We start from the raw sequence: 12870 nt of genomic DNA, 5'->3' as shown, positions 1-12870 counted from the left end.
TACGAGTGTGGTTGTGCAAGACGTAAACCGCTGATTTTTCAGGGGCTGAGCAGCTTATCCACAGAAACCCGCATCTGTTAACAACCACTATCAGCTTATATATCTACTTATTCTTGTAAACCCGACGACGTTCGCGCGTCGCCACGGAGCCACAGACGGCATCGAGCAAAACGCCGCCAGAAAAAAAAATCAGGTCGGTCTACCTACGACAATTCCGAAGGCAAACCGTTCCGTGACGTTCGTCGCGTACTGAGCTGGATCACTGCATGCTGGTTTTTGCTCGCAAAAAGGGAGCCGAAGCACCCTGGCCTCGTGTTGAGAGCAGGCTGGAGAGGAGTAAATTGCTGATTTTTTGCAGGTTCTGTGGATAAGCTCTTGCATATCCACAGGATCGGATGTGCGTAAACCGCCTTTGTGCTGGCAGACCGGTTTTTTGTCCAGAACTCGTCCGGCGCGGATACAATCCTTGTCCCACTGGTTGCGAAACCGGTAAACCGCTGATTTTGTGGATGTTAACAGCTTTATCCACAATGCCTGCCTGGTTTACTATCTACTACCAGCTTAAATATTTATTCTTATTCTTGTAAACCAACGGCGCTTCGGCAGCGAAAAAGCGCTGTCCAGTATCCTGGAAATCGATGACCAACAGTCAAACCACGGTCGAAAAACCCCGGCTCGGCATCATCTCCGCCCTGGCGGAAGAGCAGGAAGGCGTGATCCAGGCCATGCAAGACCCTGTCCGGCACACGCATGGCATGCGCGATTACACGGTGGGCAGCCTGTGGAACGTGGAGACGGTTGCCGTGCTGTCGCGGATCGGCAAGGTCGCCGCGGCAATGACTGCCGCAACGCTTGTGGAAAGGTTCGGAGTTACCCACATCCTGTTCACGGGCGTTGCCGGCAGTGCCGACTACGCCGTGCGGGTGGGCGATGTCGTGATCGCGGAATCGCTGGTCCAGCACGATATGGATGCGTCGCCGCTGTTTGCCCGCTTCGAAGTGCCGCTGACGGGGCTGGCCCACCTGCCGAGCGACCTGGAGATGAGTTCCCGGCTCGCCCATGCGGCCACCTGCTTCCTGGAAGGCGAGAACGGCCCCACGCTGCATCGCGGCCTCATCGGTAGTGGCGACCAGTTCATCAACGACGGCGTGCGCCTGGCGGCCCTTAAAAACGCCTTGCCGGGCCTGCTCGCGGTGGAGATGGAAGGCGCCGCGGTGGCGCAGGTGTGTTTCGAGCTGGGCATCCCCTTCGCCGTGATCCGCACGATTTCGGACAATGCCAACGAAAATGCCGCCATCGACTTCATGCATTTCGTGAAAACGGTCGCCTCGCGCTATGCGTTCGGCATCATCGAGCACTTCTGCCGCGCCATGCAGCCTGTGGGAGCCACCAGATGAGCCCCTGCCGGCTCCGGTGCCTGTCACGGGGCTGGACACGAACTCGTCTCTAGAAACGCGCTGGAGGGGCTGTAAACGCTTCCTGGACGTATCCGCATTTCATTCAGGCAAAAAAGATGGCGCCGAAGCGCCATGTTTCATGTCGAGGGCCGGATTACGTCGCCAATGTCATCAGGCTGGCGTTGCCGCCGGCTGCCGTCGTGTTGACACACAATGCCCGCTCCGCGATCAGCCGCCACAGCGGGATCGGGCTTTCCGGCGTCGTGTCGATGACGGACACGATCGCGCCGTCCCGTTCAGCCAGCGGCACCCGTACCGGCGCCGACATCGATGCCTCGACCAGCGCGATCTGGAACGTGTCCTTCAACGCTTCCAGGTTGCCGACCACTTCCAGCCGGTCCTGTACCGCCGCCGGCAGGTCGGCCGGCACGAGGGACGTGGCGTGGGCAACGATCACGGCCCGGTTCCCCGTCGCCAGCACGGCGGCCAGCTGGTTCAGCAGTGCGTCCTGCGTATCGGCGAAACAGGCGATCGTGCCCCGCGCCTCGTAGCGCAGGGTATTGCGTTCACCGGTCGGGCCAGGCAGTTGGATCTCGGTGCCGAGCGGCGTCGCGCGCACGTACTGCTCGGCCAGCGCCGCCGCGCGCTCCTTGCCCTTGGCCTTCGCCCAGACGACGAGCGCATCCACGCTGGGCGACGACTGGCGCGCATGCGCTTCTGCCTGCGCGGCGGCGCGCTGCAAGCGCTTCAGGTACAGCGGGCCACCCGCCTTCGGTCCGGTGCCCGACTTCCCTTCTCCGCCAAACGGTTGCACCCCGACGACGGCGCCGACGATATTGCGGTTCACGTAGATATTGCCCACATGGGCGCGCGACGTGATGTAGGCGATGGTTTCGTCGATGCGGGAATGTACGCCCAGGGTGAGGCCGAAGCCGCTGGCATTGATCTGGTCCACTACCTTCGGCAATTCGCTGCGCTGGTAGCGGATGACGTGCATCACGGGGCCGAACACTTCCTTCGTCAGCTCGGCCAGGGAACGGATTTCCAGGACGGTCGGTGGCACGAAGGTGCCGTCCGCCTCCCCCGGCAAGCCCAGCGAGAAGTGCGCCACGCACGTGCGTTTCGTCTTTTCGATGTGCGCCAGCAGGTTTTGCTGGGCCTCGGCATCGATGACGGGGCCGATATCGGTCACCAGACGGTCCGGGCTGCCGATCTTCAGCTCGCTCATCGCCCCTTTCAGCATCTTGATCGTCTTGTCGGCGATATCGTCCTGCAGGAACAGCACGCGCAGCGCGGAGCAGCGCTGGCCGGCACTGTCGAACGCGGACGAGATCGCATCCTGCACCACCTGCTCCGGCAGCGACGACGAATCGACGATCATGGCGTTCTGCCCGCCCGTCTCGGCGATCAGCGCAATGTCGCAATGTTCCGCCACGGCGCGCCTGGCGAGCACGCGGTTGATCAGCTGCGCCACTTCCGTCGACCCCGTGAAGATCACGCCTTTGACGCGCGCATCGTTGCACAGGCCGGCGCCGACCACTTCGCCGCGGCCCGGCAGGTATTGCAGCGCGGTGCGCGGGATGCCGGCTTCGTGCAGCAACTCGACGGCGCGGTGGGCGATCAGCGGCGTCTGCTCGGCCGGCTTGGCCAGGACCACGTTGCCGGCTGCCAACGCCGCCGCCACCTGCCCCGTAAAGATCGCCAGCGGGAAATTCCACGGGCTGATGCAGGTCACGGGACCCAGCGCCAGCACATTCTTCTCGTGCCGCACCTGCTGGGCGTAGTAGCGCAGGAAATCGACGGCCTCGCGCACCTCGGCAATGGCGTTCGGCAGCGACTTGCCCGCTTCGCGGATCGCCAGCGCCATCAGCTCGAGCTTGTGGTGCTCGTACAGGTCGGCTGCCCGCATCAGCGCATCGGCGCGCGCCGACGGCTCGACCGTCTGCCAGTCCATCGCCGCCGCGCTGGCGCTGGCCAGCGCCCGCTCCACGTCCCCCGCGGTCGCCTCCGTCACATGGCCGACCAGGTCGGCCTTCTGGGCGGGATTGATGACAGGCTGGGCGGGCTGGTCCGCTTCGGGCGGGATGGCCAGCAACGGCGACGCCTGCCACGTGCGCGGCTGCGCCAGCGCGTTCGACACTTCGCGCAGCACGTCCTCGTTCGACAGGTCGAGGCCTTCCGAGTTCTTGCGTTCGGCACCGAACAGGTCGAGCGGCAGTGGAATGGCCGCGTGCGGCGCGCCGCCAAGCTGCCGGGCAACGTCGAGCGGATTCTGGATCAGTGCATCGACGGGAATGCCCTCGTCGACGATCTGGCTGACGAAGGAGGAATTGGCGCCGTTTTCGAGCAGGCGGCGCACCAGGTAGGCCAGCAGCGTTTCATGGGTGCCGACCGGGGCGTAGATGCGGCAGGCCTTGTCCAGCTTGTCCTTGCCCACGACCTGGTCGTACAGCGTCTCCCCCATGCCGTGCAGGCACTGGAATTCGTAGGCGTCGATGCCGTCGCGCTTCGCCCACGTGTAGATCGTCGACAGCGTTTGCGCATTGTGCGTAGCGAACTGCGGGTAGATCACGTCCGTGGCCGCCAACAGGCGCTGCGCGCACGCCAGGTACGATACGTCCGTGTACACCTTGCGGGTATACACGGGATAGCCCGGCATGCCTTCCACCTGGGCGCGCTTGACTTCCGCATCCCAATAGGCGCCTTTCACGAGGCGGATCATGAACTTGCGCCCGCTGCGCCGCGCCAGGTCGACGAGGTAATCGATGACGAACGGGCAACGCTTCTGGTACGCCTGGACGACGAAGCCGATGCCGTCGAAGCCGGCCAGGTCTGGATCATGTGCCAGCGCCTCCATCAGGTCGAGCGACAGTTCCAGGCGGTCGGCCTCTTCCGCGTCGATGTTCAGGCCGATGTCGTAGCCCTTGGCCAGCAACACCAGCGCGCGCAGCCGCGGCAACAGTTCGGCCATCACGCGCTCGCGCTGGGCGCGGCTGTAGCGCGGGTGCAGCGCCGACAGTTTCACGGAAATACCGGGGCCATTACGGATGCCGCGGCCGTTCGACGCCCGGCCGATCGCATGGATCGCCTTTTCGTACGACGCGTAGTAGCTGGCCGCATCCGCCTCCGTCAGCGCCGCCTCGCCCAGCATGTCATAGGAATAACGGTAGCCGCGCGCCTCGTTGTCGCGGCCATTCCTGATGGCTTCCTCGATCGTCTGGCCCGTCACGAACTGGTTGCCCAGCATGCGCATGGCCAGGTCGACGCCCTTGCGGATCAGCGGTTCGCCGCCCTTGGCGATGAGCCGCGTGATCGCCGAGCCCAGTTTTTCCTCGCTGGACGAAGTGACCAGCTTGCCCGTCACCAGCAAGCCCCAGGTGGCGGCGTTGACGAACAGCGAAGGCGACTCGCCCAGGTGCTTGCGCCAGTCGCCCTTGCTGATCTTGTCCGCGATCAGGCGGTCGGCGGTGGCCTGGTCGGGAATGCGCAGCAACGCTTCGGCAAGGCACATCAGCGCCACGCCCTCGTCCGAGGACAGCGAGAACTGGTGCATCAGCGCATCGACGCCGGAGGCGCGGGTGCGCTTTTCGCGCACGGCCGTCACAAGGCGACGCGCCAGGGCTTGCGCCTCCTGCGTGGTCTCCTGGCCGCGGTCGCGAACCTGGGCCAGCAACCACTGCACGGCGGTGCGCTCGTCGCGCCGGTAAGCTGCCGTGACCGCCGCGCGCAGCGGAGATGGGTCGCGCAGGATTTCGGCCTGCAGGGCGCTGAAGGGAACTGGGGCATTCATGGGAAGAATCTCGATCAAGGGTTGAGGCTGCCACCTAGCAAAACACGCTCGGCAAAGCTGGTTTGCGGAGCGTGCTGTGGGCGGTCAAGGTGGCGCTTGCCAATGATTCGATTGTATGCGGGATTCTTCTGGATTAATTCTGGTAATCGCGGGGGCTAGCAATACAACATTTTTGATGAGAGAATTTAACCAAATAAAATTAATAGTGGGGATATCGAATGCTGGACAAGATCAGTAAGAAAATCCTGATGGAGCTGCAGAGCGACGGGCGCATCAGCAATGTGGAACTGGCCGCGCGGGTGAACCTGTCACCGGCGGCCTGCCTGGAACGCGTGCGCAAGCTGCACGATTCAGGCTATATCCTGGGCTACACGGCGCAGCTGAACCCGCAATTGCTGGACGTCTCGCTGCTGGTCTTCATCGAAGTCGTGCTGGACCGGACCACGCCGGAAGTCTTCGACGCGTTCAAGCATAGCGTACAACTGATCCCCGAGGTGCTCGAATGCCATATGGTGGCCGGCGGCTTCGATTACCTGGTGAAGGCGCGCGTGAAGGACATGGCCGCCTATCGTGAGTTCCTGGGGAAAACTTTGTTGCAAAAAGGCGTGCGCGAGACCCATACTTATGCGGTAATGGAAGAAGTGAAGAATACCAGCAAGTTGCCCATCAAATGAGCGCGGCCCGTCTCCCGGCGCCGCGCCGGAGGAGACGAGATGCAGCGCGCAGCAGTGCAACAGGCGGCCTGGGCCGCGGGTGCCATGGCGGCCGGCATTGTGCCCGCCTGGCTGAGCTTCGGTAACGCGGCCTTGTGGCCGGCCGTGCTGGCGGTGGCCATCGCGGTGCCGGTCGCCCGCTTCGCCGGTCGCGGCAGGGCCGACGACGGTCCGCGCCGCTTCGCCGCCACGGTCGGCAATGAAATCGACGCGATCATGATCGGCGCGGCCGAGACGTCGTATTTCGTCGATTCGATCAAGAAAAAGATCGGCGAGGATGTCTATACCTCCGGCAGCATCGCCACCGCCACCCGCCAGAACACCGCCACCACGGGCCAGATCGCCGCCAATGCCGAGCGCGCGTCCGCTGTCGCGCACCGCGTGCGCGAAGAAACGGTCGCCGGCCGCGCCGAGGCGGACGACGGCCTGTCGCGCATCTCCGGCGCCAGTACGCAGGCGCGGACAGCGGCGGACACGATGGCCGCGCTGCGCGAGAAGGCAAGCCGCATCGCCGGTTTCACGGACGCGATTTCGGAGATTTCCGCCCGCACCAACCTGCTGGCGCTGAACGCCGCCATCGAGGCGGCCCGTGCCGGCGAACAGGGGCGTGGCTTTGCGGTGGTGGCCGGCGAGGTGCGCCAGCTGGCGCAGCGCACGAAGGCCGCCACGGACGAGATCAGCCAGATGGTGCGCGAAATCAATGACGAGGCGAACAAGGCCAGCACGGGCATGACGTCGCTGGCGGACGCCGTCAGCCAGGCGGCCGGCAATGTGCGCACCGTGCACGGCCTGCTGGCCAATATCGAGCAATCGTCGGGCGCGGCGGAAAAGGAAATCGACGAGATTGCCCGTGCCTCGCGCGAGCAGGTGGCGACCGCGCAGGTGATCGCCGATGCGATCGCGCGCATCCGCGACAGCATGCTCTCCACCGACCGCGAGCTGCCGCGCGTGGCCGCTTCCGCGATGGCGCTGGCCGACCGCGCCGAGATCATCGCCGGCGCGCTGGCCGAGGCGGACGTGCCCACGTCGCACGACGCCGTCCGCGCGGCGGCCCAGCGCGCGGCCGCGGAAGTGGGCCGCATCTTCGAGGAAGCGATCGCCAGCAGGCAGATCACCCGCGAAGCGCTGTTCGACCGGCGCTACCAGCCGATCGCCGGCACCAACCCGCCCAAGTACACCACGCAGTTCGACAAGTTCACCGACCGGGTGCTGCCGCCCCTGCAGGAAGGCCTGCTGGCCGCGATGCCGCAACTGGCGTACGCCGGCGCCGTCGACGACCAGGGCTACTTCCCCACGCACAACCGGAAATATTCGCAGCCGCTGACGGGCAATTACGACGTCGATATCGTCAACAACCGCACGAAACGCATCTTCACGGACCGCACCGGCAAGCGCTGCGGCAGCAACACGCGGCCCTTCCTGCTGCAGACCTATAAACGGGATACGGGGGAAGTGATGCACGACCTGTCGGCGCCGATCTTTGTGCACGGCAAGCACTGGGGCGGGTTCCGGATCGGCTACCGGTCGGCGGAGAAGTAGAGCTTGCGTCTTGGTGTCGTACACCATTTTTCATCGAAAAATGGTGTACGACACCGGTTCTCTTTTGCAAATTTAGTGCGTATCAGCCTTCGGCAACGTCCCCGGCGCCACGCGCTGCGCCACCTGCTGCATGCTTTCGAGCTGGGCGCGCAGCCATTTGTGGGCGGGGCTGCGGGCATCGCGTTCGTGCCACAGCATGTCCAGGTGCACGGCCGGCAAGGTGAACGGCAATTCCTTGTACACGAGCGCGTCCGTCATACCGGTGGAGGCGATCAGGTGCTTCGGCAGCACCGTGATGAGGTCGGAGTTCGCCACCACGCGGCCCGCGGTGAAGAACTGGTTCACCGTCAGCAGGATGCGGCGTTCGCGCTGCAGTTGCGCCAGCGCCTCGTCCACCAGGCCGTGGGCGCGGCCCGAGAAACTCACCAGCAGGTGGTTGGCGGCGCAGTAGCTGTCCAGCGTCAGTTCTTCCTTCGCCAGCGGGTGGTTGCGGCGCATCACGCACACGTAGATACCCGAATACAGCCGCTCATGGCGGATCGGCGACGCCGTTTCATACGACAGCTGCGCCGCCACGCCGGGGAAGAAGCCGACCGCCAGGTCGATGTCGCCGCGCAGCAGCATCGGGCGCGGTTCGCGGGTAGTGAGCGGTACCATGCGCACGTTGATGCCGGGGGCTTCCGCTTCGATCGAGCGCATCAGCGACGGCAGGAAGAAGGCCGCGGTCGCATCGGCCATCGCCAGGCGGAAGGTGGCGTGGGCTTTCGAGACGTCGAACGAACCGGGCGCCACCGCCGATTCCAGGGAAGCGAGGGCGCTGCGCACCGTCGGCCACAGCGCTTCGGCGCGCGGCGTGGGCTTCACGCCATAGGCGGTACGGATCAGCAATTCATCCCCCAGGCTTTCGCGCAAGCGCTTGATCGCGTTCGACACTGCCGGTTGCGTCATTGCCAGGTGGCCAGCGGCCCGGGTCAGGTTTTGCTCCGTCATCACGGCATCGAAAACACGCAGCAGGTTCAAGTCCAGTGTCAGAAAACTCATGGTTCAGTCATTCAGAGGGGTGATGATTTATATTGGGAAACAGAATTGGATTGATATGTTGCGCTGCACTATAGTTACGTTGATTCTATACGTAAACCGCAAAAGATATGTCCAATTTCCTTTCCGCAGCCCAATTTCTACCGCTGAGTGTCGGCGATGCGCTGCAAGTGCTCGTGGCCTGCGCCGCCGCCGTGGGTTTCCTGGTGCTGTTCAAGCCGCTGCTGCGCGGGCTGGCGCTGGCCGCCGTGCTGCTGGTGAAGCCGAAACTGACGAAGGAACAACGCCTGCAGCGCCGCCAGATGCGCGATGCGGCCATGCTCAAGCGGATGATGAACTCGCACAAGGCGTCGCCGAGCGAAGCGGCCGAACTGCAGGCGCTGGCGTCGCGCGCCTGATCAAGCCAGCTCCCAGGAACATTTCCTGAAACCGGGGTCAGAACCCAATTCCAGGAAATATTACTCAAAAAAAACCCGGGACGTCCCGGGTTTTTTTATGCGTGCTCTGTTCAACCGCCCAGCAGCTTCGGTTTCAGCCCGCTGTCGGCCGGATCGTTGCCGATCCAGATGCGCAGGATCGCGTTGTGGAACGCCACGTCCGGCACCGTTTCGCCGATTTTCTTGCCGTTGAGCGTGCACACGGTGCCCGTGCCGGGGATCCAGTCGACCAGCAGCACGTCGCCCTTCTTCAGGCCGGGAATGGCGGCGAACATGTCGTTGAACGCCTTGATCTGGGGCTGCAGGCGGGTGCGCTCGGCGGCATCCGTGTTCGCGTTCAGGCCTTTCATGAAGGCTTCGCTGAAGTCTTGCGACGACAGGTCGCGTAAGCTGACGATGTGGATGCGGCGTGCGCCCTGCACGGCCTGGATGTCGGCCGCGGACGTTTTCTTTTCCGGCAGGTACAGGCCAAGCGCATACACCTTGAAGACGACCTTCGTGCGCACGCCGGCACCGTTCAGCTTCAGCGGCTGGCCGTTGACGGTGGCCGTGTCGTCGAACTTCACGCCGGCCGCGTCGACGGCGGCAAAGGCTGGCATGGCAGGCAGGGTGGCGGCGAGCAGCAGCGCGCAGGCGCCGTGCATGACTAATCTGCGGGAAGGGTTCATGGTCGTGTCTCCGGATGGGTGTTGTGGAAGTGCCGTTGCACTATACCACCGCCCTGCCCGGTTCACGCACGGTCATGCTTTTTTGTTCACGCAGCCTTGGCCGCTTCCAGGCGCTCGTACTTGGCGCGCAACTGGTCTTCCGTTTCGCGCCATTCGGGATTGAAGGGAATGCACGCGACCGGGCACACCTGCTGGCACTGCGGTTCCGAGAAGTGCCCCACGCATTCGGTGCACTTGTTCGGATCGATTTCGTAAATTTCCGGACCCATGTAGATCGCTTCGTTTGGGCACTCGGGCTCGCAAACGTCGCAATTGATGCAGTCGTCAGTGATCATCAAAGCCATGGCAAACCTCTAGGCGGCGTTGGTTTCCGCGATTTTCTTGCGCAGCCAGCGGTCGACGGAGGGGAAGACGAACTTCGATACGTCGCCGCCCAGCTGGGCGATCTCGCGCACGATGGTGCCCGAGATGAATTGGTACTGGTCCGACGGCGTCAGGAACAGCGTTTCGACATCCGGCAGCAGGTAGCGGTTCATGCCCGCCATCTGGAACTCGTATTCGAAGTCAGAGACGGCGCGCAGGCCGCGCACGATCACGCGCGCATCGTGCTGGCGCACGAAATCCTTCAGCAGGCCGGAAAAACTCTCGACCTTCACGTTCGGGTAATGGCCCAGCACCTCGTTGGCGATTTCCAGGCGCTCCTCGACCGTGAAGAACGGGTGCTTGTTCTTGCTGTCGGCCACGCCGACCACCAGCGTGTCGAACAAGCCCGATGCGCGGCGCACCAGGTCTTCGTGACCACGGGTGAGCGGATCGAACGTTCCTGGATAAACGGCTACAACCATTGTGTCCCTCGACTTTTTGCTCGAATCAGACGCGCATTATGCCTGAAACGGGGGCGGGCTTCACCGCCGGGGGCCGGCGCCAACTTAGAGCGCCTAACAAAACCCGCAGGGCAAGGCGCGGCGTCGAAGACAGTACACCTGTACGGCGAGACGCTGCAACGCAGCCATGGGGGTTTTGTTAGGCGCTCTTATTCTGCGCGACGGCGCAACAGGTGGAAGTGCACCATGCCGGCCTTGTCTTGCCGCACCACTTCCCATGGCGCCATCCAGTCCGGCGCATCACCATCGACCGCCAGCGGCAGGCCGGATTCGGCGTAGACGAGGCCGCCTTCGGCCACCAGCTTCTCGCACAGCGGCAGCGCGCGGGACAGGAAATCCTGCTGGTAAGGCGGATCGAGGAAGATCACGTCGAACTGCTGGCCCCGCTGCGCGAGCGATTGCGCCAGCGCCAGCGCATCCGCACGCTGCACGACGACGTTCGTCGCTTTCAGTTTTTCCTGGATCGCCTGCAACTGGCGCACGATGGCCGCGTTCGCGTCCACCATCGTCACCCCCTTCGCCCCACGGCTGGCGGCTTCGAAGCCGAGCGCGCCACTGCCCGCGAACAGGTCCAGCACGCGCACGTTGCCCCAGTCGCCGCGCAGGTGATTGAGCCAGTTGAACACCGTCTCGCGCACCCGGTCAGGCGTGGGCCGCAAGCCGAGCGCCTCGAGCACCGGCAACGGCGTGCGCTTCCACTCCCCACCGATGATGCGCACCTGCTTGGCGTGCTGCGGACCGTGGACGGGAACTTTGGCGGCGGGCTTCTTCTTTTGCATGGGAACGTCGTGCGGAAATGAGGCGGGCACTATAGCACGCACTTCCCCGGGGACAGTCCCCGAATTTTTACAACACTTTTTGTCTCGCTTACCCAACGATTACCCAACGATTGTGCCGGCGGCGCCACGCATTGTGACTTGCCCGGCACCAAGCGCGGAACTGCGGCGCGGCGCGGCCCTCTGCGCAATCATCGATTGTTAAATGTTGCCAAAAATTGGGGACTGTCCCCGCAAAAAGTGGGGACTGTCCCCCGTACTTCAGTCGCACAGGGTCGGCAAATCCGGGTTCGCGGCGAAGTCGAACAGGCGTTCGAGCTGCGACAGCGTGACGCGGTCGGTGGAGAGGTCCAGCGCGGGCAGTTCGTGGCGCGAGACCCAGCGTACTTCGGTTGTCTCGGCGGTGTCGGCCAGCAGGGCGCCGCCGGTGGGGCGGCACAGGATGAAGGCCTTGTACACGTACCACGCCTGCGGCGGATGCGGGTGCACGCGCTTGTCCCACAGCGCCAGCAGCCGCACCGCTTCCGTGTCCAGGCCCGTTTCCTCGCGCACTTCCTTCACGGCCACCTCGAACGGCGTGCAGCCGACGTCCGCCCAGCCGCCCGGCAGCGACCATTTGCCGCCGTCGTGCTTTTCGCGCGCCATCAGCACCTGGTCGGTGCCGTTGAACAGCACGGCGCGGATGTCCACCTTCGGCGTCGGGTAGCCGCGCTCCAGCGCGATCGCGTCCTGCAACTGCGGCACCGGCTGGCCCGTCAGGTGGCTCAGCATCTGTTGGCTGAGCGCCAGCACTTCCTGGTAGCGCTCGGCGTCGAAGACGTGGGGATCGTATGCCAGCCCGGCCTGCGCCAGTGCCTGCAAGCGCTGGGCGATGCCCAGCCACATGCCGTCCGGCGCCGCGCCCGCATGCAGCCGCGGCCACAGCCAGTCGCGCAGTTCGCCCACCGAGTGCGCCAGCAGGTCCGGGCCCATCGCTTGCAGGGTGGCGGCGTCCGCAGTGTCCGCCCATGCCGCGGACACGATGGGCATTCCCACGGCGCGGGCGGCCGTGATGTCGCTCGGCGCGTCCCCGATGTACACCGCCTCCGCCGCCGCCAGCTGCCATGCGGCGAGCACGTCGCGCAGCGCCTCGGCCTTGCGCGGCCCGAGCGGCGAGCCCGTTTCGACGACTTCGAACACGTCTTCCAGGCCGAACTGCCGCAGCGACAGCCGGGCGCTGGCGACACCCTTGCCCGTCACCATGCCCAGGCGCACGCCGTGCAGGCGCAGGTCGCGCAGCAGTTCGGCCATGCCGTCGAACACGGCAGGGTAGTCGGCATGCTTCGCTTCATAGTGGCGCAGATAGGCGGCCAGGCATTCGTCGTAGCGCGCCGGCGCCAGCGCGCGGATCGTCCCCTCTTCGGACGGGCCAAACGTGGCGATGATTTCCGCATCGGACAGTGCACGGCCCGCCACCGGTTCGATGGCGCCGCGAAAGGCTTCGATACACAGCGGGAGCGTATTGGCCAGCGTGCCGTCCAGGTCGAACAGGATGGCGCGGAACGGTCCGGGGAGCAGCGTAGTCATGGCAGATCCGAAAGAAGTGTCAATAAAAACAAGACTACCATCATCTTGCAGAATGTTGCAAC

At 64.4% G+C, this 12870-nt stretch carries 11 protein-coding genes; 4 read left to right on the top strand and 7 right to left on the bottom strand.

All coding sequences use genetic code 11. From position 1 onward, the window contains the following. The first annotated feature begins 638 nt into the window (after positions 1-638). Positions 639-1397 carry a 5'-methylthioadenosine/adenosylhomocysteine nucleosidase gene (locus V6Z91_RS08170; protein WP_338768997.1) on the top strand — a complete coding sequence of 253 codons (759 nt, stop codon included), beginning with the start codon at positions 639-641 and terminating at the stop codon, positions 1395-1397. A gap of 154 nt (positions 1398-1551) precedes the next feature. Here V6Z91_RS08170 and putA read toward each other — a convergent pair whose 3' ends face one another. After that, complete coding sequence (gene putA, locus V6Z91_RS08165; RefSeq protein ID WP_338768994.1) at positions 1552-5187, bottom strand: trifunctional transcriptional regulator/proline dehydrogenase/L-glutamate gamma-semialdehyde dehydrogenase; 3636 nt, start codon at positions 5185-5187, stop codon at positions 1552-1554. A 218-nt stretch (positions 5188-5405) separates the two neighbouring features. Between putA and V6Z91_RS08160 the strand changes: the two genes are divergently transcribed. Both V6Z91_RS08160 and V6Z91_RS08155 read left to right on the top strand, forming a co-directional pair. Next, positions 5406-5861, top strand: a complete 456-nt coding sequence (locus V6Z91_RS08160) for an Lrp/AsnC ligand binding domain-containing protein (RefSeq protein ID WP_130186877.1) — start codon at positions 5406-5408, stop codon at positions 5859-5861. Positions 5862-5900: 39 nt separating this feature from the next. Further along, positions 5901-7439 (top strand): methyl-accepting chemotaxis protein, encoded by a 1539-nt coding sequence (locus V6Z91_RS08155; protein ID WP_338768979.1) that lies wholly within the window; start codon positions 5901-5903, stop codon positions 7437-7439. A gap of 72 nt (positions 7440-7511) precedes the next feature. On the opposite strand, the gene V6Z91_RS08150 is transcribed toward V6Z91_RS08155, so the two are convergent. Continuing rightward, positions 7512-8480 (bottom strand): LysR family transcriptional regulator, encoded by a 969-nt coding sequence (locus V6Z91_RS08150; RefSeq protein WP_338768977.1) that lies wholly within the window; start codon positions 8478-8480, stop codon positions 7512-7514. A 107-nt stretch (positions 8481-8587) separates the two neighbouring features. Between V6Z91_RS08150 and V6Z91_RS08145 the strand changes: the two genes are divergently transcribed. Then, positions 8588-8875 (top strand): hypothetical protein, encoded by a 288-nt coding sequence (locus tag V6Z91_RS08145; RefSeq protein ID WP_338768974.1) that lies wholly within the window; start codon positions 8588-8590, stop codon positions 8873-8875. 110 nt (positions 8876-8985) lie between these two features. On the opposite strand, the gene V6Z91_RS08140 is transcribed toward V6Z91_RS08145, so the two are convergent. The 5 genes from V6Z91_RS08140 to V6Z91_RS08120 form a co-directional block, all read right to left on the bottom strand. Beyond that, a complete protein-coding gene (locus V6Z91_RS08140) occupies positions 8986-9582 on the bottom strand; it encodes a chalcone isomerase family protein (RefSeq protein ID WP_338768972.1) in 597 nt (198 codons plus the stop codon). Between the two features lie 86 nt (positions 9583-9668). After that, a complete protein-coding gene (locus V6Z91_RS08135; protein WP_338768970.1) occupies positions 9669-9926 on the bottom strand; it encodes a YfhL family 4Fe-4S dicluster ferredoxin in 258 nt (85 codons plus the stop codon). Between the two features lie 9 nt (positions 9927-9935). After that, positions 9936-10427 carry a pantetheine-phosphate adenylyltransferase gene (gene coaD, locus V6Z91_RS08130; RefSeq protein WP_338768968.1) on the bottom strand — a complete coding sequence of 164 codons (492 nt, stop codon included), beginning with the start codon at positions 10425-10427 and terminating at the stop codon, positions 9936-9938. Between the two features lie 188 nt (positions 10428-10615). After that, positions 10616-11245 (bottom strand): 16S rRNA (guanine(966)-N(2))-methyltransferase RsmD, encoded by a 630-nt coding sequence (rsmD, locus tag V6Z91_RS08125; RefSeq protein WP_338768966.1) that lies wholly within the window; start codon positions 11243-11245, stop codon positions 10616-10618. 258 nt (positions 11246-11503) lie between these two features. Beyond that, entirely contained in the window at positions 11504-12808 is a 1305-nt protein-coding gene (locus V6Z91_RS08120) for an NUDIX hydrolase N-terminal domain-containing protein (protein ID WP_338768965.1), read from the bottom strand. Positions 12809-12870 lie beyond the last annotated feature (62 nt).

Source organism: Massilia sp. METH4, assembly GCF_037094685.1.
GTDB lineage: Bacteria > Pseudomonadota > Gammaproteobacteria > Burkholderiales > Burkholderiaceae_D > Rugamonas.
This window is presented reverse-complemented; position numbering and strand designations above follow the sequence as displayed.